This is a genomic window from Psychrobacter sp. CLB018, assembly GCF_041222815.1.
GTDB lineage: Bacteria > Pseudomonadota > Gammaproteobacteria > Pseudomonadales > Moraxellaceae > Psychrobacter > Psychrobacter faecalis.
In genome coordinates this window covers 2,361,892-2,388,274 of sequence record NZ_CP166085.1, presented here as the reverse complement: position 1 = coordinate 2,388,274, position 26,383 = coordinate 2,361,892, and the positions used below count along the sequence as shown (strand labels likewise).

Sequence of the window (26,383 nt, the reverse complement as noted above, 5' to 3'; positions counted from 1 at the left end):
GATTAGGTAAGATGACCTGCTATTTATGATTAACGCGTTAGTGTTAACAGTTTATTATGTTGACTATTTTTTAACCACTCGGATATCGCTCGCATGGCAAGTTTTGGCACATTTCTCAAACGCTTATTATTGGCATTCATGTTGTTGGTGGTGGCATTCCATATACTGGTCGCAGGTCTGCTGTTGATTTGGAAAACCCAGCCGATTAATAACAGCATGTTTATGCTGACCCATCGTTTGACAGGCGGCACGGTCACGCAGACGTGGGCTGAGTATGACGCCATTGCCAAATCTGCCAAACAAGCAGCGATTGTCAGTGAAGATTCGACCTTTAGCCAGCATAATGGCTTTGATATGAAAGGCATTAAGGCGGCACAGAAAAAGAACGAAGAAACGGGCAAAATGTCAGCGGGCGGCTCCACGATTACGCAGCAATTGGCCAAAAATTTATTTCTTACCTCGCATCGCTCTTATACCCGTAAAGCTGAAGAAGCGATTATCACGGTAATGATAGAAACCTTTTGGGATAAGCAGCGCATTTTGACCGCTTATCTCAACGTCGCTGAGTTTGGCAATGGCATTTATGGTGTTGAAGCCGCCGCCCAGCATTATTTTGATAAGTCAGCGGCCAACCTAAATCGTGACGAATCGGCTTTGCTCATCGCCATGCTGACCAATCCAAAATACTACGAAGGTCATCAAAGTGACAAACGCTTGCGCAACAAACAACGTATCATTAAAAAACGCATGAAAAATGCCGTCTTACCGCAATCCGCTTAGAAAACGATTGGCTTAGCATGTAATTAGCTTAAATTGTCGGTTGGCATTAAATAGCGTTCATAAAAAGTAAAAGATGACGGCATATCGATCACGTAAAGGATTAAAAAGGTGGCAGAGATGGTTAATAAGCAAAATAACGATCATGAAATTAACGATAGTATTGATGTTAGTACAAAAACGGATAGTGAACTCAGCACGAATCTGGTCAAAACAGAAGAAGAGCTAACAGCAAGCTCGAGCAAAGGATTGAGTGAAATAGACTGGCAGCGTTTCGACGATGGCAGCTATTCGCCGAGCAGCTATATCAATCGCGATTTGTCTTTGTTGCAGTTTCATCTGCGGGTGTTGGCGCAGGCGGCCAGTCCGCGCCATCCTTTGTTAGAGCGCTTGTTTTTCCTCATTATCTTCTCTTCCAACATGGATGAGTTTTTTGAAATTCGTGTCGCCGGTATCATGCAAAAACTCAATATGGGTGATGTCTCAACCAGCGCTCATGGTATGCGCCCAAGCGAGGTGCTCAGAGAAATCTCTGCTGTCACTCATAAAGCCATCAGCGAGCAATACCGCATTTTAAATGAAGATATATTGCCAGCCTTGGCTCAAGAAGATATTCGTTATCTCAAACGTGACGAGCTAACTCCTGAGCAATCGGCGTGGATGAAGCAGTATTTTACCGAGCAAGTCTCACCAGTCCTCACACCTATTAGCATTGATCCGGCGCATCCATTTCCACGCTTAGTGAATAAAAGCTTAAACTTTATCGCCACGTTAGAGGGCAAAGATGCCTTTGGTCGTGATATCAATCTCGCCATTGTACCAGCGCCGCGCAGCTTGCCGCGTGTCATTCGTTTGCCTGATGAGCTAACGGGCGGTAAAGAGCATCATGTGATGCTATCTGCGGTGATTCATGAGCATATCGGTGAGCTATTCCCGGGGATGAATGTCACTGGTTGCCATCAGTTTAGATTGACGCGCAATGCCGACTTGGATTTGGCAGAGGATGTCGATGATATTGCCAAGGCACTAGAGGGCGAACTTGAAAACCGCCGCTTTGGCGACAAGGTGCGTTTAGAGGTCACTACCGACTGCCCAGCGCCGATTAGCGATTATTTGCTCAATGAGTTTGAGCTACATGACAATCAACTTTACCGCGTCAATGGGCCGGTGAACTTAACGCGCTTGCTGTTTGATTTTAATATCCCAGCGCTACGTTATCAGCCTTTTACCCATGTCGTCCCCAAACCGTTCCGCCGTGAAGTCGATAAGCTCGATAAAGCGACCAGTATGTTTGCCGCGATGCGTAAGAGCGATGTCTTGGTTCATCATCCGTTTCATGCGTTCTCGCCGATTATCAATCTATTATGGCAGGCAGCAAGTGACCCAAAAGTGCTCGCCATTAAGCAAACGCTATATCGTTCAGGTACCAATTCAGAAATCGTTAAAGCCTTAGCGGCGGCGGCGCGTAATGGCAAAGAGGTCACGGCGGTTATCGAGTTACGCGCCCGTTTTGATGAAGCTTCAAATATCGCGGTGGCTAATTATCTGCAAGAAGCAGGCGCGGTGGTGGTTTACGGTATCGTCGGTTACAAGACCCACGCCAAATTGATGCTTATCATTCGCCGTGAAAACGATAAAATTCGTCGTTATGTGCATCTCGGTACGGGCAACTATCATGCTGCCAATGCCAAAGTTTATACCGATTATGGTTTATTTAGTGCCGACCCTGATATCTCAGAGGATGTGCACAAAATCTTCCAAGAGCTGACGGGCATGGGTAAACCTGCCAATCTAAAAAAACTCCTACATGCGCCATTTACCTTGCATGAAAAGCTCATGAGTTTTATCGATGATGAAATTGCTCAAGCCAAAGCAGGCAAACGCGCTCATATTATCATCAAGGTCAATGCGCTGACCGAGCGCCGACTGATTGATAAATTGTATGATGCGTCGCAGGCAGGCGTTAAGATTGAGCTAATTTTGCGCTCCATGTGCTGCCTACGCCCGCAAGTAAAGGATCTGTCCGAAAATATCACCGTCCGTTCTGTGATTGGGCGCTTTTTGGAGCATACGCGCATTTATTACTTTTATAATGCTGGCGATGAGCGCTTGTATTGCGGCAGCGCCGACTGGATGGACCGCAATTTATTCCACCGCGTTGAGGTGGCGTTCCCAATCGAAGACAAAAAGCTATTTAAGCAAATTTATCAAGATGGTTTAATCAACTATCTACAAGACAATACTCAGGCTTGGACGCTTGACGGTAATGGCGTTTGGCAGCAATTACAGCCAGCGGCAGATGAAACGCCGCATATCGCACAAGAGCATTTATTAAAGGTCATCAACGGCGTTGGCGAGACAACTTAGACTATTTCTCAACAACCTTTTTCGATCTAATAAGCATTGAAAAGCCCAAATAAAAACCAAGCATCCGTATTTATTGGATCTTGGTTTTTTTATTTAACAGCGCTTATAAAGTTGCGGAATAAATCACCAAAAAAGTAGCGCACTAATGAAAAGCAAGTTACAAACTGTCGGCTAACCTCACATTTATTCACACATTGATACCGCAGTACACTGGTGAGCAGTCAAAAATTATTCTTATAATTAAGTTATACCTTGTCGCTGATAGCTGATAGACGGCAGTCTATATATCAATAATTTATAAAGAGCGAACAAGGACAAGCTAATCATAGCTAGCACAATTTTATTATAAATAAATTATAAATAAGAGGAATTGCACCATGAGTAATACCAATAATGACACATCTGATGTAAAAAAAGCTGCAGAACAAGCAGATAGTCAACAAATCGAAAAAAACCTAGCAGATAACAAACAAGTCGATGAACCAGAAAATCTAAGCGAAGAGCAAAAAACGCCTTTTATCGAAGATGATTTGCGTACTGATAAATAATAAAACTAATCTGTTGCTCTACAACAAACGCGAGGGACACGCTATGAAAGACTTTACCCAACCTAATGATGAAGAACCAGTACCAATTGATGATCCAGCGGCATTAAAACCAAAAAATCCTAAAGACAGCTATAAAGGTCGAAAGTACGAGCCGGATATTGACGGTCCAGAACAAGCGTCACAGGAAACCGATGAAGTATATGTAGACCCACGTAAAGAAGAAGATTTGCCACCCGGTGGTAAAAACGTCGCTGATTTAAACGCTTATGACTTGTCTCAAAAAAATAATGAGTAATTGGTAGCAGTTATTCAACTGAAAGATAAATGAGCGAATGTAGCGATTTACTATCATGATAAAAATAATGATTTAAAAAACGATAAGGATATTATGATGCAAGCCAAAGATATGCCAACCAAAGATCCTGAATTAACCAAAACTCGTATCCAAGAGAATGATATTCAAAAAACTGATATTCAAGAAAATGAGGCTCATTCATCTATTGCTCACGATGATATCGAAGACAATACCAGAGTTAATAAAGGTACTGATACCTTTAAAGAAGGCGTGATAGAAACAGAGCATGTAAACAAAAATGACAATCCTGCGCGTCAGCCAGATCGCCGCGATCAAGAAGGCAATGCTTTCGACGAAGGGGTAAATGAGCATACCACCATGCCTGAAGCGGCCAAAAGCACCGATATAAACGATTTAAATCGCTATGCCAATGTCGATAATGCGCAAACACGCGTACTAAATCCTGACGAAAAAGATTTCTAATAGTTAAGGTTGAAGGTGCTTAGCGAGGCTAAGAGTGCTAGCAAATATAGATAGCTATTTTTTATATGCTTATAATTATAAAGAGAAGGCCTATGACTATACAAAACGACAAGAACGTTAATGCTACGGACGTTAACGATAGGAACGTTGATATGCATCAGCAAAAGTTGAATCATCCAGAAAACAACTCTAATCTAAAAGATGCCGATGATAACAATGGTATCGTACCTGACGATGCCCTGCAAAAGGTCAATCCGGCAGAAGCAGAACGGTTGACGGATGACCATGATCCCCATCATGTGGTAAAAAATCACAAACAATATGATACTTCGATAACCGAAAGCGATAAATAATGGCTTTCAGAACAATAAAATAAGAAACGGATAATTTATAGTGTCGCTTTAAGTAAAATTTATAGTGTCGCTTTAAGTAGTAAGATTTAAAAAGGTTTAACCCTTAGCAAGAATTTATACGCTAACGGTTAAACCTTTTTTATTTCAGGTGAAAATTAATAAGATGCTTAATTAATTAAGCAGGGTTACCACTATGAAAGCGTAGCTCGGCATCTGGACTTGATATCAGCTCTGCTTCAACTTCTCTAAAAAAGGCGACACGCTCGTCAATACTATCTTCAGCTAGTGATTGTGCTAATGCCAAATAATCTTCAAAATGGCGACTTTCTGATTTAAGTAAGTAGCGATAGTACTTCGCCAATCGTTTATCATTAATGACTTCTGCCAATGCGGCAAAACGCTCGCAAGAACGTGCCTCGATAAATGCCCCAATAATTAAGACATCTACCATCGCCGCTGGCTCGTAGGTACGTTTATGCTTGAGCATACCTTTGGCATAACGTCCAGCGCTCAGATATTTCCATGCTTGCCCGCGCTCATTCATGATGCCAAGCACTTGCTCATAATGCAGCATCTCCTCGCGTATCAATTGTGCCAATTTGCGCTGTAAGTCATAAGAAAACTCATAACGAAAGATTAAATTCATCGCTGTACCCGCCGCTTTTTTTTCGCAGTTGGCATGGTCTTGAATGATTAACGGCAAATCCGCAAGGGCAGCATCGACCCAAGCCTGCGTGGTACGTGCGCCTAAAAATTCATAAATAGGCGATAGGTCTACTTTTAGTGGCGTTCTTAATTGCGCGATATCGACACTGTCTTCTTGAGTGCTGTCTTGGTCAGCGTCATTATTTTGAGTTAGCGTTGCAAGATTTTGGGTAGTAATAGTCATAGTTTTTCGGACTTTTTAAAGAGTAGGTGTAAGGCAGTATTTATTAGACAATAATAAAAAGGCTTAAGAGTGAGAGCTATTATAACGACTATAACGGCAAATATTTTTAATGGCGCTTGGCATTTCTGGCATGATGGATAATCAAGCAAGCTTGGTACTTTTAAATGCTTTGGCTTAACAGATAACTATTAAGCATAATTTGATATAGTAATGATTACTCAAGGTTTATACATCATTTCAATTCTAGCGCTTAAGCAGACTATTTACCGCACCTAAGGCCATATAGGTTATAGGGTATCATTTATAGACAGCCTAAGTATTTACTTAGTGAATGGTCTTTCCTTGTTTATTTCATTATTTGATAGTAGGATGAGATTTTGCTTTTAGAATATCTTGTCTTACTATTATTATCAGTTAATAGCTAGCCAATCGGTATTATATCAACTATCCATGCCAGCGCAAAAAGTAACGCTTAGCGCCCTAGCATTGGCTTTGCACTGCACTAAGTAGTAGCAATATAGATAATAGCAATCCGGGATTAACACACTTCACGAACAGATAAGGATAACAATATGAGCCAGTCTTCTAACGCCAATCGTATTCAAAAGGGCATTCTTGCCATCGATAAGCAGATGTTCGATTTTATTGAAAACGAAGTGCTGCCGAAAGTCGGTGTTGATTCAGACAGCTATTGGTCAGGTTTTGAAAAGGTTATTAAAGAATTTACGCCACGTAATAAAGCGCTACTCGCGACCCGTGCCAAAATTCAGAAGCAAATTGACCAGTGGCATCTCGACAATCCTGCCAAAAATGGCGATATTGATTACCCAGCTTATAAAGCGTTTTTACAAGAAATCGGCTACTTATTACCAGAAGGTGATGATTTCAAAGTCAGCACCCAAAACGTCGATGACGAGATTGCCCATATCGCAGGCCCGCAGTTGGTGGTACCAGTCCGTAACGCCCGCTATGCATTGAACGCAACCAACGCGCGTTGGGGTAGCTTGTACGACGCCTTGTACGGCACAGATGTCATCAGCGATGAAAACGGACAAGAAGCCAAAGGTGGCTATAACCCAACGCGCGGCGCCGCTGTCGTCGCCTATGCCAAAAAATTCTTAGATGAAAACTTTGCATTGGCATCAGGCTCATATACTGATGCCACTGGCTTTAAAGTTGTCGATGGCAAGCTTGAAGTTATGCAAGGCGATAGCAGCACTGAATTAAAAGATGCCGCTCAGTTTGCAGGTTTTGTCGGTGAGGCTGAAAGCCCAACTGGTATTTTGTTAAAAAACAACAACCTACACGCTGAAATCCAAATCGATGGCAGCCATCCAGTGGGTAAAGACGATCCAGCTAACATCAAAGACGTACTATTAGAGTCTGCTATCACGGCGATTCAAGATTGCGAAGACTCAATCGCGGCGGTAGATGCCGAAGAAAAAGTAGAAGTGTATCGTAACTGGTTTGGTTTGATGAATGGCGACTTGCAAGAAACCTTTGAAAAAGGCGGCAAAACTCGTACGCGTAAACAAAACCCAGACCGCGAATACACCACGCCAGATGGCGGCGCACTTATCCTACCAGGTCGCTCGCTACTCTTAATTCGTAACGTTGGTCACTTGATGCAAAACCCGGCTATCCTGGTCGATTTGGGTAACGGACAAGAAGAGGTTTTTGAAGGCTTAATGGATGGTTTGATTACTCCGCTATTGTCTTTAAATGATTTAAAAGGTAAAAACGAGCTATCAAACTCGCGCAAGGGCTCGATGTATATCGTTAAGCCAAAAATGCACAGCCCTGATGAAGTCAAAATGGCGAACGATTTGTTTAACGCCGCCGAAGACTTATTAGGCTTAGAGCGTAATACCATTAAAATCGGTGTGATGGATGAAGAGCGCCGCATGACGGTTAACTTAAAAGAAGCCATCCGCCAAGCAAAAGAGCGCGTTATCTTTATCAATACGGGCTTCTTAGACCGTACGGGTGATGAGATGCACACCAGTATGAACGCTGGGCCCTTTGTCCGTAAAGGCGATATGAAATCGCAAGCATGGCAACCCGCTTATGAGCAGTGGAACGTCGATATTGGTTTAGAAACCGGTCTACAAGGCCACGCTCAAATTGGTAAAGGCATGTGGGCGAAGCCTGACGAGATGAAAGAGATGATGGAAAGCAAAATAACCCATCCACAAGCAGGCGCTAGCACAGCTTGGGTACCATCACCAACGGGCGCTACTTTGCACAGCATGCATTACCATGAAGTTAATGTTGCCGATGTACAAGACAGCCTAAAATCCCGTGAGCGTGCCAGCTTAGATGATATCTTGACCATTCCATTAGCCAAAGATAGCAACTGGACAGAAGAAGAGAAGCAGCAAGAGCTTGATAATAACGCTCAAGGTATCTTAGGTTATGTTGTGCGCTGGGTAAACCAAGGCGTTGGCTGCTCTAAAGTACCAGATATCAATGATGTAGGTCTCATGGAAGACCGTGCAACCTTACGTATCTCAAGTCAGCATATCGCTAACTGGTTGCATCACGGCGTGGTAAGCGAAGAACAAGTCATGAATACCATGAAGCGCATGGCAAAAGTCGTCGATGAGCAAAATGCGGGCGATAATGGCTATCAGCCAATGGCCAATAACTTCGATAATTCTTACGCCTTTAAAGCTGCTTGCGATCTAGTCTTTAAAGGTCGTGAGCAGCCAAGTGGTTACACTGAGCCATTATTGCATCAAGCGCGTTTAGACTTAAAAGCCAATACGCATTGCTAGTTTGTTATTTTTAAACGTTATTTTGGGGCTACTTATCCATAGTTCAGTAGTCCTTTAATAGCTAGCATGTGCATGCTTATTTAAAGCAATGTATTTCTACTTTGCTTATTTATAAAAGTTACCTCTATTTGCCAATGGCGAGTAGGGGTGTTTTTTTGTTTTTATCTGAACAATCGTTAAACCTTAGATGAAACATGGGTTTTAGAATTTTTCGTCATAAAAGTCTCAAAAAATATGTTGCAAATTATGTCAAAGTTGTTATGCTTGTAATCGAAGTATGAGTTTGGTAACGGATGTTACGCAACAGAGCGATAAAGACCAGCATTTACATGGCAGTTACGATTCTAATCCCGGTTATGTAAGTCATGGTTTTTTTCATCTTACGGTAATAGCACTTCGCCACACTTGTTTCTGACTAATCTCGGTAGCCAGTTACACATTATATCTTTGAGGATTTGTGACGATACCATATTGGGCACCGGCTAATCATAGCTCGCTCATTACTAAAATTGTAAAGTGGAGATACCCCATGAAAAAACTACTTTTAGCTACAGCAATCGCTGCCCTATCTGTATCTGCAGCCAATGCCGCACCAACTCTATACGGTAAAGCTTTTTTAGCTGCTGACTATGTTAATGCTGAGCTTGATGGCCCTGGTTATAACTATGATGAAGATACAGTAGAAATCAACTCTCATGCTTCACGTATCGGTATCAAAGGCTCTGAAGCCATGACTGCTAATACTGATGTTATCTACCAGTTAGAGTACGGCACAAGCGTCGATGGTGATATTGATGGTTTCACTAACCGTGACACCTATCTTGGTGTTATCAACAAACAGTTTGGTGAATTCCGTGTTGGTAAAAACCAATCTACGTTAGACAGAATTAACAACGTTATCACTGCTGACAGCGGTTACTGGGATAACCTAGGTAGAAATGAATTAGAAAAGGGTACTGTTGAAGCTTTAAATATGGCTGATAGTAGTCGTATCAAAAGCTCAATCATTTGGACTGCACCAAAATACGATGGTCTACCATTAGAAATCTCTGCAATGTACAACTCTGATGATCAGAATAACAACAATAATTCTGGCTTCGGCGTTGCAGCTATGTTTGATCAAGGTACAGGCTTTACTGCTGGTGTTGCTTATGATAAAGACAACAACATCGAGGGTGATATCATCCGCGGTACCGCAACTGTAGATCTAGGTAAATTTATGGCAGCTCCTGTTACTTTAGGTGCGCTATATCAAGTAGCTGATTTTGATTATAGTGATCGTGTTGACGATATGAAGAAAGAGAAAGGTTTAATCGTTAGTGCGTCAATGCCTTTAACTAACTTTGCTCGTCCAGCCTCTATCTATGCACAGTACAACAAAACTGACAACTTGAACGGTTGGGATAACGCTGATTCAGACCAAATCGTAGTTGGTGGTAAATACTTCTTTAAAGACAACATGATCATGCATGCTTATGCTGGTGTGAATAACGCTGATAATGTTAAAGCTTCATACTTAGGTAAAAATGATCTAGGTGAAAGTGTATATGTGCCGATCAATGGCGATGTGGAATTATTCGTAATTGGTACTGGTCTAGAATACAAATTCTAATCTAAACATTAGAATCTGATTATAGAAAACTCATCCTTCGGGGTGAGTTTTTTTGTTATGCCCTTTTTAAAGCGGCAGTGGCGTATAATAGTCATGCTTATGATAAATATGCACTGATGCGGGCGAAGCGCTAAAACGGAGTGTTTTAAAGAGTTTGTGCTTTTGCCCTATATTTTGTGGCGTATTTTTAGTAAAATCCTTCTTTACCAATTACCGACAGAGTACTATGACCAAGTTTATATTTGTGACCGGTGGGGTAGTGTCCTCACTAGGAAAAGGTATTACCGCAGCCTCTCTTGCAGCAGTCCTTGAAGCACGCGGCGTGAGCGTGACGATGACCAAAATGGATCCGTATATCAACGTCGATCCAGGCACGATGAGCCCATTTCAACATGGCGAAGTGTTCGTCACCGAAGATGGCGCTGAGACCGATTTGGATTTAGGCTACTATGAGCGCTTTTTACGCCATTCAAAGATGAGTAAGAGCAATAACTTTACCAGTGGCCGTATCTATCAGAACGTTTTGAATAAAGAGCGCCGCGGTGAATATTTGGGCGGTACGGTACAGGTGATTCCGCATATCACTGACGAAATCAAAAGTAAAATCCTTGCCAGTGGCCAAGGCTACGACATCGCCATTATCGAAATTGGCGGTACGGTCGGTGATATCGAGTCACTTCCCTTTATGGAAGCGGTACGCCAAATGCAAGTAGAGTTAGGGCGCAATCGCGCTATGCTCATGCATTTAACACTGGTGCCTTATATTGCCAGTGCAGGCGAAACCAAAACCAAGCCTACTCAGCATTCAGTTAAAGAGCTACGTTCTATCGGTTTGCAGCCAGATATCTTGATCTGCCGCTCTGATCACCATATCTCACAAGACAATCGCCGCAAGATTGCACTATTTACCAACGTCGAAGAGCGCGCAGTCATCATGTGTGAAGATGCGCAAAGTATTTATCAAATACCGCGTACCTTGCATGAGCAAGATCTTGATGATTTAATCTGTGAGCGTTTTGGTCTTGATGTACCAGAAGCGGATTTAAGCGATTGGGATAAAGTCGTCGAAGCTCAGCTCAACCCTGAAGCGGCGGTGACGGTTGCGATGGTGGGTAAATATGTTGAATTGCCAGATGCTTATAAGTCTATCAACGAAGCTTTGCTACACGCTGGTATCACCCATAAAGCCGACGTCAAAATTGACTATATCGATGCCGAGCTGTTAGAAACCGATGATGCTTTATTTGCTCGTCTAAACGATGCCGATGCTATTTTAGTACCGGGCGGTTTTGGTGAGCGCGGTACCAATGGCAAAATGAAAGCCATTACCTATGCGCGCGAAAACAACGTACCGTATCTTGGTATCTGTCTTGGTATGCAGCTAGCGGTGATTGAATATGCACGTAATGTGCTACATATCGATGCCAATTCCTCTGAGTTCCATCGTACCGCGGCCGAGCCTATTATTGGTTTGATTACTGAGTGGTTGGATGAGCGCGGCGAATTGCAGATTCGTAGCGATGATTCAGACCTTGGTGGCACCATGCGTTTGGGCGCTCAGCAAGCGGAACTGGTGGCGGGTAGTAAGCTTGCGCAAATTTATGGTTCAACCAATATCACTGAGCGTCATCGCCATCGTTATGAGATGAACAATCGTTATATCGAGCCATTAGAGCAAGCAGGTATGACGATATCGGGTTATTCTGCTAAGCAGCATTTGGTTGAATCGGTTGAGATTCCTAACCATCCTTGGTTTGTCGCCGTACAGTTCCATCCTGAATTTACCAGCTCGCCACGCGGTGGTCATCCACTGTTTAACAGCTTTGTCAAAGCAGCAAGAAATTATAACGATAACAAATAAGCATTATCGTACGACAGCTTGGTAATTATAAAAAAGACTGATCTTCGGATTGGTCTTTTTTTTGGCTTTAATTTAACCTTTTAATAGCTGTTTTTATCAATATAGTTTTTAACAAGATGGTTTTACCAAGACAGTTTTCTTATTTATTCATCATTATGATCAGTGAAGTGTAATTAGGAGTATTTGAACCTAATTACGCCCAATTACTCCTAATTACGCTTAGATACTTATTTTTATCAGCCTATCGGTTACAATAGGGAAAAACCAGATGAATAAATGCTGTTGATAACGACAGTAAATAACAATAATGAGGGTCAGCACTTCATGGAAAATTTATTAACCGCACAGTCACATATCAAGCTCGACACGCCAAGTGGCAAGACGATTAATATCGGTAACGACCAGCCGTTTGTCTTGTTCGGTGGTATGAATGTTTTAGAGTCCAAAGAATTGGCGTTTGAGATTGCCGAGCAGTATGTGGATATCTGCCAGCGTTTGGGCATTGGCTATGTCTTTAAAGCCAGCTTTGATAAAGCCAACCGTTCAAGCTTACATTCATATCGCGGGCCGGGTTTAGAGCAGGGTATCGATTGGCTAGGGCAAATTAAAGAAAAGTTCCAAGTGCCGATTATCACTGATGTACACGAACCGTATCAAGCAGCGCCAGTCGCTGAAGTGGCCGATATTATCCAGCTACCAGCGTTTTTATCGCGTCAGACTGACTTGGTGCATGCGATGGCAAAAACCGATGCGATTATTAATATCAAAAAGGCGCAGTTCTTAGCACCGCACGAGATGCGTCATATCGTCAATAAATGCCTTGAAGGCGGTAACGATAAGCTGATTTTGTGTGAGCGCGGCAGTGCCTTTGGTTACAACAATCTGGTCGTCGATATGCTAGGTTTTGATACCATGAAGCAGATGGATGTCCCCGTGTTTTTTGATGTGACGCACAGTTTGCAGCAGCCGGGAGCGCGTAGTGACAGTGCTGGTGGTCGTCGTGAACAAATCACCACCCTTGCTCGTGCAGGTATGGCGACAGGTTTGGCAGGTTTGTTTTTAGAGGCGCATCCAAACCCAGAAGTGGCGAAATGCGATGGCCCGTGTGCGTTGCGAACCAGTCAATTAGAGCCGTTTTTGCGTCAGCTTAAGCAGATTGATGAGTTGGTCAAAGGCTTTGAGGTATTGGATACGCATTAATGCTATAAATGCTATAAATGCTATAAACGACGAGGGGATAAGATCATGGCGATTAAAGTTGCACAAGTAAGTATCGAGAATATCGATGATACCGAAGGGTTTGAGAGCGTGATGACAGCGCTAAAAAACATTACTGGTGTCACAGAAATTGAGCTACAGCCTGAAAACAGAATGGCATTTATCCATTATGATGATACCAAAACGACGGTGCATGCATTTGTTGCGGCAATCAGCATGGTTGATTACGTGACTCAGCCGTTTCCTATCGATGCCCCGCAAAACCCACGTTATCATGATTAGAGATTACAGCTTACTCTTGTTTTAGAAATAGGAAGTGTGGCTTGTCGTTTTGGTATAAATTCATAGCTTTATTAATACAGCTATAACCAAACTGACTTGTTGTTAACAGTAATACGGCTTATGCTAGTTGCATGCTGTATTGGTAATTAAGCGCATAAAGAGCATTATCAAAACAGTTTTTGCACATTATAAAAAATTCACTAATAAAAAATCCGTTATAAGAATAAGGAGCCCCTCATGGCAAACCAAACTAGAATTATTAATATTGATGGCATGACTTGTGGTGGTTGTGTGGCAAGCGTACATAAAGCAACTGACGGCATAGACGGCGTAGAGACAATCTCTGTTGATTTGGCTGATAATTTAGCGACCGTGACCTTTGATGACACTAAGACCACTATTGAGAAGATAGCTACTGCTATCGACGATGCAGGTTTCGATGCTACCGTTGCAAACTCTTAAGATTATTTGTATTTATAAAAGAACCGGCTTTGATGGCTGGTTTTTTTAATGGCTAAAAAATAATGAAGCAGCAATAACTAACGTCTTTTTATTTATACGCCAATAGCTCTTGATGAGTTGCAACCATAGAAAAAGTTGAATTACCGCCAATCATAACCATTTAATATTTATCTCAGTAGGTTTAGAAAAGAGCGTTTCAAATACGCTTTCGTCTAACACCTTTATCAAGCTATTGAGCTTTTTTTCGCGCAAACGAATGCCTAAATATCTAAACGCTATCACGCGCTTTAACGCAATAACGAGTTCTCTCTATGAATGACGCTACCCGTACCGCTAACAATGACCCTTATGAAGTTGAGACTGATATCCAGTCAAATACGCCGCTTGCGCCCAAGCGTGCGCACCTGCAACTGGCGATTGAGGGGATGACATGTCAGGCTTGTGCGTCTCGCATCGAAAAAGTCCTTAATAAGAAGCCGGCGGTCTATGAAGTCAATGTCAACTTCGCTGGTGAGACGGCTAACGTCGATTATGATCCAGCGCAAACCACGCCTGAGCAAGTGACAGAATGGGTCAATAAAACTGGTTTTGTGGCCAATTTGCAGGCAGCCGATAGTTTGTTTGCTAAGTCGGATGAAGATACCGCAACTGAATATCCATGGCGCTTGATTGCGCTGTGGGTTTGTTTGCTACCGTTCTTGGTTGGTATGGCAGGCATGCTGGTTGGGCAGGGTATGGCGTGGATGCCGCCGGTTTGGATTCAGTTTATCTTAGCGACCATTGTCCAGTTTGGGCTGGCATTGCCATTTTATAAAAGTGCTTGGGCCTCTATCAAAGGTGGTCTTGCCAATATGGACGTATTGGTGGTCATTGGCACAGTAACTATTTGGGCGTATTCTACTTATTTATGGCTGACCTATGGCGATGGCACGTTAAGTAGCTTATTGCAAAGTGGTCATGCAGGCGGACACGGACCAGCTGTTTATTTTGAAGCAGGGGTGATGGTTATTGCCTTTGTGCGTACGGGTAAATACCTTGAAGAGCGTACCAAAAAGCACAGTTTAAACAGTATTGATTTATTATTATCTTTAACGCCTGATGAGGTTGAGCAGCAACAGCCAAATGGCGATTTTCATAATGTCGCGCTACAAGCGGTGCAAGTAGGCGATATCCTGCGTGCCAAACAAGGCAGCCGCGTGGCAACCGATGGTGTCGTTATCGGCGGTGCTGGCTGGTGCGTTGAGAGTCATTTAACTGGCGAGTCCGTACCGCTTAAAAAAGAAGCGGGTGATGTACTGCTAGCAGGGGCGTTGGTCGAAAATGGCAGCTTACTCTATCGCGTCAGTGCAAAGGGTAGCGATACCAAGCTCGGTGATATGGTACAAGCGCTGAGCGATGCACAAGGCTCAAAAGCCAATTTAGCGCGCCTTGCTGACAGAGTGACGGCTATTTTTGTCCCTGTGGTAGTAACGATTGCCTTGGTTACTTTTGGGCTGACGTGGTGGCTCACGGGTATGGTTGATACTGCCTTGATGCATGCGGTGTCGGTGTTGGTTATTGCTTGTCCATGTGCGCTTGGTTTGGCAACGCCAGCGGCTATTATGGCCGGTATGGGCGTCGCCGCGCGTCATGGCGTTTGGTTCAAAGACGCGCAAAGCTTAGAGGCGGCAGGTAATATCGATACCGTAGTGCTCGATAAAACCGGTACACTGACTATTGGTAAGCCTACCATCGTCGATCAGGTCATGGTGGATAAATCGCTTGCCGTCGATGATGTGCTGCAAATTGCCGCAAGTGTTGAGGCGCACGCCAGCCATCCTTTAGCGACGGCGTTGATTAACGCGGCTCAAGAGCGTAACTTGCCATTGATGACTGTCACCGATATCAGTGTCATCAAAGGTGCGGGCATACAAGCAAATATCGAAGGCTTAGGTATGGTAAAAGTTGGTACGGCAGAGTTTGCTCATTTAACCCTGCCAAAACTGATGCCAAAAGTATGGCAAATTGCCAGTACTGTCGCCATTAGTATCAACGATGAGCCGCTAGGCGCGTTTGCCTTAGCTGATGATTTAAAAGACGACACGCCGCAGGCAATTACTGCGCTACAAGATGCGGGTATCAATGTCATTTTGATGAGTGGTGATAAGCAATCGGTCGTTGACCATGTGGCAGGGCAGCTGTGTATTGAGCAAGCGTACGGTAAAATGAGCCCGCGTGATAAGGCGAGCCAAATTGCCCTGTTACAAACAGCGGGTCACAAAGTGGCGATGGCAGGCGACGGCGTCAATGATGCGCCAGCGATGGCAACCGCCGATGCCAGCTTTGCGATGTTTGAGGGTACGGATGTTGCTCAGCATAGTGCCTCTGCGCGCTTGATGGGTGAGTCGCTCATGCATATTGATGCGGCGCAAAAAATTGCCAATGCAACGGTGCGCAATATCAAGCAAAATCTATTCTTTGCCTTTATCTATAATTGCCTCGGTATTCCTTTGGCCGCTTTTGGTTTCTTAAACCCTATGATTGCTGCCGCAGCGATGGCGCTCAGCTCTATTTCGGTATTGATGAATGCGCTACGTCTGACGCGATTCAAAACCGAGGTTGAGCTAAATAACACTGTCTCTAATACTCATACTGACAGTAAGCATTTAACAAAAGCATAAATGCCAAACTGCCTGTTATATCGCCGCTGTTATTAGGGATTAAAACCCCTCTTTAATGGCTGATATTACAGGCGATATTTAATTTTATGGGCGCAAGTTGGGGTAAGATAAGGGAAGTTTTACAAAATTTATGCTATGATGCCAAGCACGATAGCTGACACTTAAAGTATTAGATAAACCTTTAATAATACATAAAACCAGCCAATGATATGAATAGATGCTGCTGGTTTTGCTATAAGTGCTATACGATATTTTGTTTTACCTTTTTTGTATTGTAGTTGCCGTTATTTATCCCTCAAACTTGGCATGACCATAGGAATTAACAGACATTATGTACGCTGAAGAAACCACCAACGTCGCCGCAATTATAGACATTCGCGCTCGTGAGATTTTAGACTCGCGCGGTAACCCAACGATTGAAGCTGATGTCATCTTAGCTGACGGCACGATTGGCCGTGCTGCTGCCCCAAGTGGCGCCTCAACGGGCTCACGTGAAGCGCTTGAGCTACGTGATGGCGACCAAAGTCGCTATATGGGTAAAGGCGTCAAAAAAGCCGTTGCCAATGTCAATAGCCAAATTCGTAGCGCGCTGATGGACAAAGACGTCACCGAACAGCAAGCGATTGATGACGCTATGATTGCGCTCGATGGTACAGAAAATAAAGACAACCTTGGCGCTAATGCCATGTTGGCGGTGTCTTTAGCATCAGCAAAAGCAGCTGCTAAGTCGCAAAGCCTGCCATTGCATCAGTATATTGCAAACTTGCGCAATCAGACATCATTAACCATGCCAGTACCGATGATGAACATCTTGAACGGTGGCGAGCACGCAGACAATACCGTTGATATCCAAGAGTTTATGATTGAGCCGGTTGGTTTTACCAGCTTTTCAGAAGCGCTGCGTGCGGGGACAGAGATTTTCCATAGCTTAAAATCAGTATTAAAATCACAGGGCCTAAATACCGCGGTCGGTGATGAAGGCGGCTTTGCCCCAAACCTACGTAGCAACGAAGAAGCCATCACCGTGATCATGCAAGCGATTGAACAAGTCGGTTATAAAGCAGGCGATGATATCCATTTGGCTCTAGACTGTGCTGCCAGTGAGTTTTATAAAGATGGTCAATATATTTTGGCAGGCGAGGGTAATAAATCCTTTGATAGCCAAGGTTTTTCAGATTACCTCGTAGGCTTGACGCGTCAATATCCTATTATCTCTATCGAAGACGGTCTTGATGAGTCGGATTGGGATGGCTGGAAATACCTAACTGAGCAGATTGGTGATAAAGTCCAGTTGGTTGGCGATGATTTGTTTGTGACCAACCCTGCTATTTTGCAAGAAGGCATTGATAAACACATTGCCAATGCGATTTTGATTAAGTTTAACCAAATCGGCACCTTGTCAGAAACCCTAGATGCGATTTATCTAGCGAAGAAAAATGGCTATGCAACGATTATCTCGCATCGTTCAGGTGAAACTGAAGACAGCACTATTGCAGATTTAGCAGTTGGTACAGCAGCGGGTCAAATCAAAACTGGCTCACTATGCCGCTCAGACCGTGTCGCGAAATACAACCAGCTACTACGTATCGAGCAACAAGTACGTGCAAGCTACCGTGGCCGTGAAGAGTTTATCGGTCTACGTGGCTAATCAGCTGAGTAGCTGAAAAGTTAGGCTTAAAGCTAAGCGCTATATTGTCATTCACAGGATGATATAGCGCCTAATTTAATCAGATTTTTGTTTTAATTATTATCTCTTTATTACTTGGCGTTAATACTTTATGAAATACTTTAGCCAATTTATCTTACTTGCTTTAGCGGTCGCTGTACTGTTAGGGCTGCAATACCAGTATTGGCTGGGTGAAAACGGTCAATTTGAGCATCATAAATTATTGACCCAGATTGAAGAACAACAGCGTTTAAATGACAATCAAGTAGCGGCAAATAACTTGCTGCGTACGGACGTTCATGATCTAAAAACCGGCCTTGAAGCGGTAGAGGAACACGCGCGTTTAGATTTAGGCTTGATTAAGCCAAATGAAACCTTTGTACAAGTATCAACAGCGCCGACAACCCATAGCCGTTATTGATTCTATCTACTCCAAAATAAACGATTACCTATAATTTTTTCTGCTTATATTTAAAGTACGATTTTTTTTAACTTCCTTTTTATCCAATCCAGTCATATCATCATGGAATCTGACCATGAGTATCAATCAAAACCACCTTATGAATACCACACCACATATACATGCCATGATTGTCGCTGCGGGTCGCGGTAGTCGTTTTGGTGCATCAATCGCCAAACAATATACCAAGCTACAAGGGCAGACCTTGTTACAACATAGCGTGGCACGGCTTGCGAGCAGTCGTTATATTGATCAGTGTTTATTGGTGATTGCAAAAGATGATCATACGGCGCAGACGCTTAATTTTGCATTGCCTATTGAATATACGAGCGGTGGAGCAGAGCGTTGGCAATCCGTGCAAGCAGGGGTAGAGGCGCTTATTAGGGCAGGTGCGCATGACTCAGACTTGGTGCTTATCCATGATGCCGCGCGTCCAGCGGTGCCTCAACAAGATATTGATAAAGTGATTAAAGCCGCGCTGCAAGAGCCGTATGGCGCTATCTTAGCGACCCCAGTTGCCGATACCCTAAAACAATCCTATACAGCGTCCTATAAGCACGCTAGCGCTGTCTCCGAAGCTATTAATAGCGCTAAAGGTAAACAGCATTCTTATGTTGAACGTACGCTTGAGCGTAGTAATATGTGGCAAGCGCAAACGCCGCAAGTCTTTCGCTTAGCTAAGCTGCGGGAAGTGTTGGCGTATGTTGAAGAGCATGACCTTGCTATCACCGATGAAGCAAGCGCGTTTGAGTACTTAGCGCTGCCAATTCGTTTGGTCGTTGGCAATCGGCAGAACATTAAACTTACCTATCCTGACGACGCCATCCTGCTTACCGCGATTCTTAACGCCCAGTCCCAATTGTCTTAAAAGATTTTCACCACCGTCACTATTTGCATTTCTCATTCTTTCCCCTGCTAAGTATTTCACTATAAATTTTCTATTCTCAAGTTCTAAATTGAGATGACTCTTCTCATAGCATCCATTTTTCATCTTTATTTTTCTAAGATTTTAGACCGACTGTTGAATAAAAAAGCATTTATTTATGCTATATGTTGAATATAAATCTTATTAAAGCAACGTTTAGTATTAATAAGTAGTCATTTGAAATAAACATATATTGCTTTGATGACGAAATTAGCCTATGATGTAACCAACTTAATACAATTAATATAAACATTTATAAATCAATAATATAACAAGCCAATTTGTTACTTCTAAATGCCTTGTTGCTCTATTTTTTCTAAAATGAGTATGGTTGTCTTAGCTACATTTACCTGATAATAGGGAGAAGCTGATTGTCAACAGTGAATGATTCGACAAATCCAGTAACGCCAGATCTCTGCCAGCTTGTATATCTGAGCCACATTACGTCGACTGGTCTTGCAAGTGCGAGTACGCTTAATGACATCGCAGAGGTCGCGATTGAGCGTAATCAAGCCGATAACATTAGCGGTATCCTTTGCTACGGCAATGGCTACTTTTTTCAATGTGTAGAAGGGTCAGAGCAAGCATTGACCAATCTGAAAAATCGCTTGTTGGTCGATGATCGACATAAAGATTTAAAAATATTGGATTTTTCGGCGATTGCTGAGCGCCGTTTTGCGGGTTGGTCGCTACGCTCGATCACTCTTGAGCGCTGGATGATGAATGAGCCAAAGCTAAAATCTTTTATGCCATTTAAGCCCCATACTTGGGAAGTTAATGGCTGGCAGCAATTTTTAGATATTCTGCAAGGTTATTATGAAGACCAAGAAAAGACTGGTGAGCTTGATACCCAGCCGATAAAATACAGTACGCTAGGGGTGACCTTAGGTAAAGTCGTCGGTCAGCATCAAGCGTTTTTCTTAATTCAAAGCGTCTTAGCGGGCTTAATCGTATTGGCGCTGCTTTGGTTGATGTTAGCCGATAAGATTTGGTAAATTGTTGTAAATAATTAGCGCATAGATATTTAAAAAGCCAGCATTCAGTGCTGGCTTTTTGCTGCGAGAAAATAATATAAATCACGTTCGATTTATTTATGAGTATTTATAAATATTGATGAAAGACAGATAGGTTTTCGTGAAAAACAAATAGGCATAAAAAAACCCCACTCATATTTCTATGAGCAGGGTTTTGCTGGTACGCTTATTAGTCTTATTGATGCCGTACAGCAAATTTGCTAATAAGTGACGCCAAATAGTGGCGTCCCCAGGGGGATTCGAACCCCCGTTACCGCCGTGAAAGGGCGGTGTCCTAGGCCTCTAGACGATGGGGACTAGTAACAACGCTTCAGCTGCTTTCACCATTTATGCTGAAGTGGTGCGTATTTTAATGGCGACCGCGCTTGCTGTCAAGCCTTTTTCGACGTCTTTTTGAAATTAAGTATCTTTTTTTAAGCGCGCGCCGTGGATGTAGGTCTTTTCGTTTTAAATGATGCCGAATCCACAACGACGTACAAGCGCTAATGGTTAACGCCAGTAGCATGTAACCGATAATGGTTGCCCATAATTTAACCTGTGGTTCCATAGCAAAGTCCCTTTTTGTTAAGCTCACCTAATCCATAATAGGTGATTAGCTATAGATAACACTATTCATTGAGTTTAACAATGCAAAGGACGTATGCTTTATTTTACTTGGCGTCGTCAGCGTTACTATCGACAGTGCTGTTAGCGGCTGTCTCGGTATTTTCCTGCTCGTTATGGATAGCGTTCGCGAGCATCGGGTAGCTATTTAAAATATGACAAAACAGTTCAGCCGTCTTTTGGGTATCATAGAGCGCTGAATGCGCGTCATTACCATCAAAATCAAGCCCAGCAGCCTTACAAGCACGCGCGAGTACCGTTTGTCCGAATGCCAATGCAGACAGCGTCACGGTATCGAAAACTGAGAAGTTGTGAAACGGATTATGGTTTTTGCTGTTGGTACGCAACACTGCCGCATTTAAAAACGCTAAGTCAAAATGGGCATTATGGCCAATCAAAACGCATTGACGGCAGTCCTCAGTGCGGCGTACTTCTTTTAAGCCTTTAAAAATACGGCGCAGCGCCGTTTTTTCATCTTCGGCAATGGCTTTACGCAGTGGATTATTAGGATCAATACCGGTAAAGGCAAGCGCGCTTGGCTCAAGATTTGCGCCCTCAAAAGGCTCGATATGGGCGTTAAATGCCTCTCCTGGATAAAACACGCCTTGCTCATCAAGTAGTACAGGAATACAAGCAATCTCTAATAAGGCGTCGGTTTGCGCATTAAAGCCTGCGGTTTCGACATCGACGACAACAGGCAAAAACTTACGAAAACGCTCTTTTAAGCGCATGGGTGCTTGTTCATCTGTTGCGCCGTTACTATCGGCAGTAGCGCTTGAGCTTGAGGTAGTAGTAAGACAGGCATTTTCCGTATTAGCCAAATTGTTTCTAGGTAAGCCGGCATCATTTTGAGTGGTCATATCAGGTTAAATCGCTTTTATCAGTCGTGCTGTGGTATTGAATTAAATAAAAAACACATATCCCATGATAGGAGGTTTACTTTTGCTAAGCGAATTGGCGTTTTAGAAAAAGTGCAGACCTAGCATAGGATAGAAATAAATGCAGGCAGACAATTTTACATTGTCGCTATTAAGCTTTAATAGACCAAGGTAACGTCTCACCAGCCAATAGGGGCGTTAACGACGCGCCATCAAAATAAGGGTAATTGGTCGGTACTTGCATCGGCGTGTTTATCAATTTGATGGTGCTGCCATTTAATGGCAAACCATAGAACTGGGCGCCAAAGCGGCTGGCAAATCCTTCAAGCTTATCTATTTTACCCACACTATCAAAAGCAGTGGCGTATAGCGGTAAGGCATTAGCAGCACTATAGCAGCCAGCACAGCCGCAAGCCGATTCTTTTGCGTTTGTTGCATGCGGCGCCGAATCTGTGCCTAAAAAGAATTTTGGATTGCCACTGGTAGCGACATCCAACAATACTTTTTGATGGCTTTCACGCTTCAAAATAGGCAGGCAGTAAAAGTGCGGCTTGATACCACCGACCAATAAATGATTGCGATTAAACATTAAGTGCTGCGGCGTAATGGTCGCAGCTACTTGATTGCCTTGCTCTAAAACAAAATCGGCGGCATCACTGGTGGTGATATGCTCTAGCACAATTTTCATCGTCGGAAATTTGACGATGATTTGCGCCAATACTTCGTCTAAAAAGCGCTTTTCACGGTCAAAGATATCGACATGGTCATGCGTGACTTCACCATGTAACAGTAGTGGTAGATTGTATTTTTCTAAGGCTTCAAAAACATCGACGCAGGCATTAATATCGGTGACACCGTCGGCAGAGTTGGTCGTTGCGCCAGCAGGGTAGAGTTTGACCGCTTGCACGATACCTGATTTTGCCGCCATTTCGATATCCTGAGCGGTGGTGTTATCAGTAAGATACAAGGTCATGCGTGGGTCAAAAGCTGCTTTACGCTCCGCACTCAAATCGCTTGCTGCTAAATGCTGCAGGATGCGCTCACGGTAGGCTTGCGCCGCATCGATATTTTTAACAGGCGGTACCAAGTTTGGCATACAGATAACGCGGTTAAAGCTTTGGGCGGCGTGCGGAACGGTAGTCGCCAACGCTTTATCATCGCGCAAATGAATATGCCAATCATCTGGCTGCAGCAGGGTTAATTCTCTAATCGAATCGGTCATAGTATCTTCGCGCTCTATATCTTTATACGGCAGTAAAAGGGAGTCTAGCTGAGCTGCTATCATAACAGATTTGCCTACTTGACTAAATATGCGGCGAAATATCTGTACATAAAAGCGTTATGATTTCGTTGATAAGTAACCAGCGCCTATGTATGCATTCATGCTAATTTTCGGTGAAAACCTAGCACCGAATGGCGCTGATACTTTTGCCGCTCGTAAATATGATGTACACTGAGCAGGCAATCTATTTTTTATTTATTTCATCCTATCCTGCGCATTTTTATTTCTCATTAAATGTATTCGATAATAAATTCTTATATTAGGAGTTATTCATGGCTCAGCTTGATCCAAAAAATATTAATAAAATCGTCTTGGCCTATTCCGGCGGTCTTGACACCTCAATCATCGCCAGATGGCTACAAGAAACCTATGATGCAGAAGTGATTACGTTCACCGCTGACATCGGTCAAGGTGAAGAAGTTGAGCCGGCGCGTGCCAAAGCTGAAGCGATGGGTATCAAGCATATCCATATCGAAGACTTACGTGAAGAGTTTGCCCGCGATTATGTGTTCCCGATGTTCCGCGCCAATGCCATTTACGAAGGCGAGTATCTGCTCGGGACTTCTATCGCGCGTCCTTTGATTGCCAAGCGTTTGGTTGAAATTGCTAAAGAGCATAACGCTGATGCTATCAGTCATGGTGCGACTGGTAAAGGTAATGACCAAGTACGTTTTGAGCTTGGTGCCGTTGCTTTATCACCTGACGTGGTCACCATTGCGCCGTGGCGTGAGTGGGATTTATCAAGCCGTGAAAGCTTGATGAAATATGCCGAAGAACATAATATCGCTATCGATTATGCCGGCAATAAGAAAAAATCTCCGTACTCAATGGATGCCAACTTACTGCATATCTCTTATGAAGGCGGCATCTTAGAAGACCCATACGCCGAAGCAGAAGACGATATGTGGCGCTGGTCAGTCAGTCCAGAAGAAGCACCTGACGAAGCGCAATATCTAGAATTAGAATACAAACAAGGTGATATCGTTGCCATCGATGGCGAAGCGCTTAAGCCTTATGAAGTAATGATTAAGCTGAATGAGATTGGCGGTAAGCACGGTATTGGCCGTTTGGATATCGTCGAAAACCGTTATGTCGGTATGAAATCACGCGGCTGCTATGAAACCCCAGCCGGTACCATTATGTTAAAAGCCCACCGCGGTATCGAATCATTAACCCTTGACCGTGAAGCGGCGCATTTAAAAGATGAGCTGATGCCACGTTACGCTAAAATTATCTATAACGGCTATTGGTTTAGCCCTGAGCGTATGATGTTACAAGCCTTGATTGACAAATCACAAGAATATGTCAACGGTACCGTACGCGTCAAATTATACAAAGGTGCGGTTAGCGTCGTCGGCCGTAAGTCAGATGATTCATTGTTTGATGAAAAAATCGCCACTTTTGAAGATGATGCCGGTGCTTATGATCAAAAAGATGCCGAAGGTTTCATCCGTTTAAATGGTCTACGTTTGGCGATTGAAGCCAGCCGTGGTCGTGATTTATCGAAGTAAGCATATCTTTTTAGATTGTTCTAAATAAAGTATGAATAAAAAAAGGCGCTAATAAGTTAGCGCCTTTTTTTTGTTTTTTCAAGGGTTGTTCGACTATTTTCGTCTACTTCAAAATTTATCTATGAATTATTCTTATTGAGCCGCTTCTTTGGTTTCTTTAGCACCATCTTCATCGTCTTCCATCATAACAATTGCCACATCTTGCTGTTGACGCTCCTTGATAAGATCTTGCTCGATGACTTCTTCTGTGGCCAATTTGATACCGTCAGATTTTTGGCTTTGATATTTGAGCGCTGCTAGCCCGCCAAGTACGCCAATAACCGCAATAATGATTAGGATAACCGGATTTTTCCAAAGCGGTATAGGCGCGTCGTATTCAATCGGCTTTTCGCTGGTGGTGGTCGGCGTATTGTCGTTATTGCCGCCAATTAGACCTAAGCTTACCAAAGGCGGTTTGGGTGCGCTGGCAGGCTCCGAGGTGATGCGTAGGCGGTTACGCTGCAAATATATTTCTGAAATTTTCGCCAGTTGCAACAGCCAACGCTGGTGTGGCAAGCTTATGGCCGACATTTCGGCAAACACCAATAAGTCATTATGTTTGCCTTGCTGAGCATTCGCAGGTGAGCGCCCAATGACCTTTAAATAATTGCCCGTCGCTAGCTGCATGTCTTGGACAGGCTCATGGTTTTCAGGTTTAAATGTCGTCAACTCGTGCCAATAAGGATCAAAAGCGGGCGGGGTATCAGCGAGCTGCGCTGTGCTTAATAAAGTGCGTTCTGTGGTGTTTTTTACTTCTGTCTTTAAGTCAGGTTGTAAAGCAGCTTCTGTAGAAGTGGTTGTTGCTTCATTTTCATTAGATTCAGCCAGTTTGGCAGACGTTGGCTTATTGGCCACAAAACGCTCGACGGATAAAAACTGCGGCTGCAAGGCGAACCATTTGTCCAGCTCCTCATTATCAAGCTGGCTATATTCTGCTAAAATCGCCAGTTCACGTAAGACAATCACGCATAAAGAGGTGAGTAGTATTTGCACTTGCGGTGATGTTGCGTCAATCTGCTCAGCAATGTAATCGCTGGCTTTAATCACGCGCGCATTCTCATGAAAAATCGCATCGGCCACCTCTTGGCGATAATATAAAGTCGCATTGATGGTCGAAAAATTCATTGAATTATATCGGCGTAGTTCTTTGACGGCGGTACGAGTAAACAGTTTTTTACTCACTGCTTGGCCATCGTTATGCTGCTGATAAGCAAGTAAGGCGCTGATAATCGCTTGCAAACTCGCATCCATCGCCAAACGCGCTTGCGGTAATGACAGCTTAGCGGCGTCTGCCAATAATGACACCATCGGCTTGGTATCTTGATAGAGAAAATCATACATCGACACACGTGTCGGTGAAATAGTCGTCATAATCTGCTAGCATCAAAAAGTGTGCCCCTA

General features: G+C 43.4%; 22 protein-coding genes and 1 tRNA gene. 18 read left to right on the top strand and 5 right to left on the bottom strand.

Annotated features, from left to right (window positions below; translation table 11 throughout):
- Positions 1 to 93: 93 nt before the first annotated feature.
- The 6 genes from mtgA to AB8P72_RS10065 all read left to right on the top strand — a co-directional run bounded on the left by mtgA (position 94) and on the right by AB8P72_RS10065 (position 4,823).
- On the top strand, positions 94 to 780 hold the full coding sequence (mtgA, locus tag AB8P72_RS10090) for a monofunctional biosynthetic peptidoglycan transglycosylase (protein ID WP_102077665.1): 687 nt from the start codon (positions 94 to 96) through the stop codon (positions 778 to 780).
- Between the two features lie 117 nt (positions 781 to 897).
- Complete coding sequence (gene ppk1 / locus AB8P72_RS10085; RefSeq protein ID WP_369957709.1) at positions 898 to 3,144, top strand: polyphosphate kinase 1; 2,247 nt, start codon at positions 898 to 900, stop codon at positions 3,142 to 3,144.
- A gap of 377 nt (positions 3,145 to 3,521) precedes the next feature.
- Positions 3,522 to 3,692 carry a hypothetical protein gene (locus AB8P72_RS10080; RefSeq protein WP_193032189.1) on the top strand — a complete coding sequence of 57 codons (171 nt, stop codon included), beginning with the start codon at positions 3,522 to 3,524 and terminating at the stop codon, positions 3,690 to 3,692.
- Positions 3,693 to 3,735: 43 nt separating this feature from the next.
- Positions 3,736 to 3,987, top strand: coding sequence for a hypothetical protein (locus AB8P72_RS10075; protein WP_068407143.1), 252 nt, complete (start codon positions 3,736 to 3,738; stop codon positions 3,985 to 3,987).
- A gap of 93 nt (positions 3,988 to 4,080) precedes the next feature.
- Entirely contained in the window at positions 4,081 to 4,470 is a 390-nt protein-coding gene (locus AB8P72_RS10070; RefSeq protein WP_226928934.1) for a hypothetical protein, read from the top strand.
- Positions 4,471 to 4,562: 92 nt separating this feature from the next.
- A complete protein-coding gene (locus tag AB8P72_RS10065) occupies positions 4,563 to 4,823 on the top strand; it encodes a hypothetical protein (protein ID WP_156508523.1) in 261 nt (86 codons plus the stop codon).
- 175 nt (positions 4,824 to 4,998) lie between these two features.
- Here AB8P72_RS10065 and AB8P72_RS10060 read toward each other — a convergent pair whose 3' ends face one another.
- Complete coding sequence (locus tag AB8P72_RS10060) at positions 4,999 to 5,712, bottom strand: tRNA-(ms[2]io[6]A)-hydroxylase (RefSeq protein ID WP_369957708.1); 714 nt, start codon at positions 5,710 to 5,712, stop codon at positions 4,999 to 5,001.
- A 572-nt stretch (positions 5,713 to 6,284) separates the two neighbouring features.
- Here AB8P72_RS10060 and AB8P72_RS10055 point away from each other — a divergent pair.
- The 11 genes from AB8P72_RS10055 to AB8P72_RS10005 all read left to right on the top strand — a co-directional run bounded on the left by AB8P72_RS10055 (position 6,285) and on the right by AB8P72_RS10005 (position 20,630).
- Positions 6,285 to 8,489, top strand: coding sequence for a malate synthase G (locus tag AB8P72_RS10055; RefSeq protein ID WP_369957707.1), 2,205 nt, complete (start codon positions 6,285 to 6,287; stop codon positions 8,487 to 8,489).
- 529 nt (positions 8,490 to 9,018) lie between these two features.
- Positions 9,019 to 10,101, top strand: a complete 1,083-nt coding sequence (locus AB8P72_RS10050) for a porin (RefSeq protein ID WP_369957706.1) — start codon at positions 9,019 to 9,021, stop codon at positions 10,099 to 10,101.
- A gap of 226 nt (positions 10,102 to 10,327) precedes the next feature.
- Entirely contained in the window at positions 10,328 to 11,962 is a 1,635-nt protein-coding gene (locus AB8P72_RS10045) for a CTP synthase (protein ID WP_369957705.1), read from the top strand.
- A 324-nt stretch (positions 11,963 to 12,286) separates the two neighbouring features.
- Positions 12,287 to 13,162: a 3-deoxy-8-phosphooctulonate synthase gene (kdsA, locus tag AB8P72_RS10040; RefSeq protein ID WP_369957704.1), complete on the top strand. Its 876-nt coding sequence runs from the start codon at positions 12,287 to 12,289 to the stop codon at positions 13,160 to 13,162.
- 45 nt (positions 13,163 to 13,207) lie between these two features.
- Positions 13,208 to 13,462, top strand: coding sequence for a hypothetical protein (locus tag AB8P72_RS10035; RefSeq protein ID WP_068407125.1), 255 nt, complete (start codon positions 13,208 to 13,210; stop codon positions 13,460 to 13,462).
- A 237-nt stretch (positions 13,463 to 13,699) separates the two neighbouring features.
- A complete protein-coding gene (locus AB8P72_RS10030; protein WP_193032176.1) occupies positions 13,700 to 13,924 on the top strand; it encodes a heavy-metal-associated domain-containing protein in 225 nt (74 codons plus the stop codon).
- Positions 13,925 to 14,235: 311 nt separating this feature from the next.
- A complete protein-coding gene (locus tag AB8P72_RS10025; RefSeq protein ID WP_306495247.1) occupies positions 14,236 to 16,584 on the top strand; it encodes a cation-translocating P-type ATPase in 2,349 nt (782 codons plus the stop codon).
- 331 nt (positions 16,585 to 16,915) lie between these two features.
- The gene (eno, locus tag AB8P72_RS10020) at positions 16,916 to 18,232 is read left to right on the top strand and encodes a phosphopyruvate hydratase (RefSeq protein WP_193032172.1); all 1,317 of its coding nucleotides are present in this window, start codon (positions 16,916 to 16,918) and stop codon (positions 18,230 to 18,232) included.
- Between the two features lie 130 nt (positions 18,233 to 18,362).
- Positions 18,363 to 18,671, top strand: coding sequence for a septum formation initiator family protein (locus AB8P72_RS10015; RefSeq protein WP_068407112.1), 309 nt, complete (start codon positions 18,363 to 18,365; stop codon positions 18,669 to 18,671).
- Between the two features lie 115 nt (positions 18,672 to 18,786).
- Complete coding sequence (gene ispD, locus AB8P72_RS10010) at positions 18,787 to 19,578, top strand: 2-C-methyl-D-erythritol 4-phosphate cytidylyltransferase (protein WP_226928933.1); 792 nt, start codon at positions 18,787 to 18,789, stop codon at positions 19,576 to 19,578.
- A 437-nt stretch (positions 19,579 to 20,015) separates the two neighbouring features.
- The gene (locus AB8P72_RS10005) at positions 20,016 to 20,630 is read left to right on the top strand and encodes a BLUF domain-containing protein (RefSeq protein WP_227678299.1); all 615 of its coding nucleotides are present in this window, start codon (positions 20,016 to 20,018) and stop codon (positions 20,628 to 20,630) included.
- A gap of 260 nt (positions 20,631 to 20,890) precedes the next feature.
- Here the strand turns inward: AB8P72_RS10005 and AB8P72_RS10000 are convergent.
- The 3 genes from AB8P72_RS10000 to pyrC all read right to left on the bottom strand — a co-directional run bounded on the left by AB8P72_RS10000 (position 20,891) and on the right by pyrC (position 23,372).
- Positions 20,891 to 20,966: transfer RNA gene (locus AB8P72_RS10000), tRNA-Glu, on the bottom strand.
- A 353-nt stretch (positions 20,967 to 21,319) separates the two neighbouring features.
- Entirely contained in the window at positions 21,320 to 22,003 is a 684-nt protein-coding gene (gene rnt, locus AB8P72_RS09995) for a ribonuclease T (protein WP_369958289.1), read from the bottom strand.
- A 298-nt stretch (positions 22,004 to 22,301) separates the two neighbouring features.
- Positions 22,302 to 23,372: a dihydroorotase gene (pyrC, locus tag AB8P72_RS09990; RefSeq protein ID WP_193032168.1), complete on the bottom strand. Its 1,071-nt coding sequence runs from the start codon at positions 23,370 to 23,372 to the stop codon at positions 22,302 to 22,304.
- Positions 23,373 to 23,704: 332 nt separating this feature from the next.
- Between pyrC and AB8P72_RS09985 the strand changes: the two genes are divergently transcribed.
- On the top strand, positions 23,705 to 24,943 hold the full coding sequence (locus AB8P72_RS09985) for an argininosuccinate synthase (protein WP_068407105.1): 1,239 nt from the start codon (positions 23,705 to 23,707) through the stop codon (positions 24,941 to 24,943).
- Between the two features lie 132 nt (positions 24,944 to 25,075).
- Here AB8P72_RS09985 and AB8P72_RS09980 read toward each other — a convergent pair whose 3' ends face one another.
- Positions 25,076 to 26,353, bottom strand: a complete 1,278-nt coding sequence (locus AB8P72_RS09980) for a hypothetical protein (protein WP_193032166.1) — start codon at positions 26,351 to 26,353, stop codon at positions 25,076 to 25,078.
- Positions 26,354 to 26,383 lie beyond the last annotated feature (30 nt).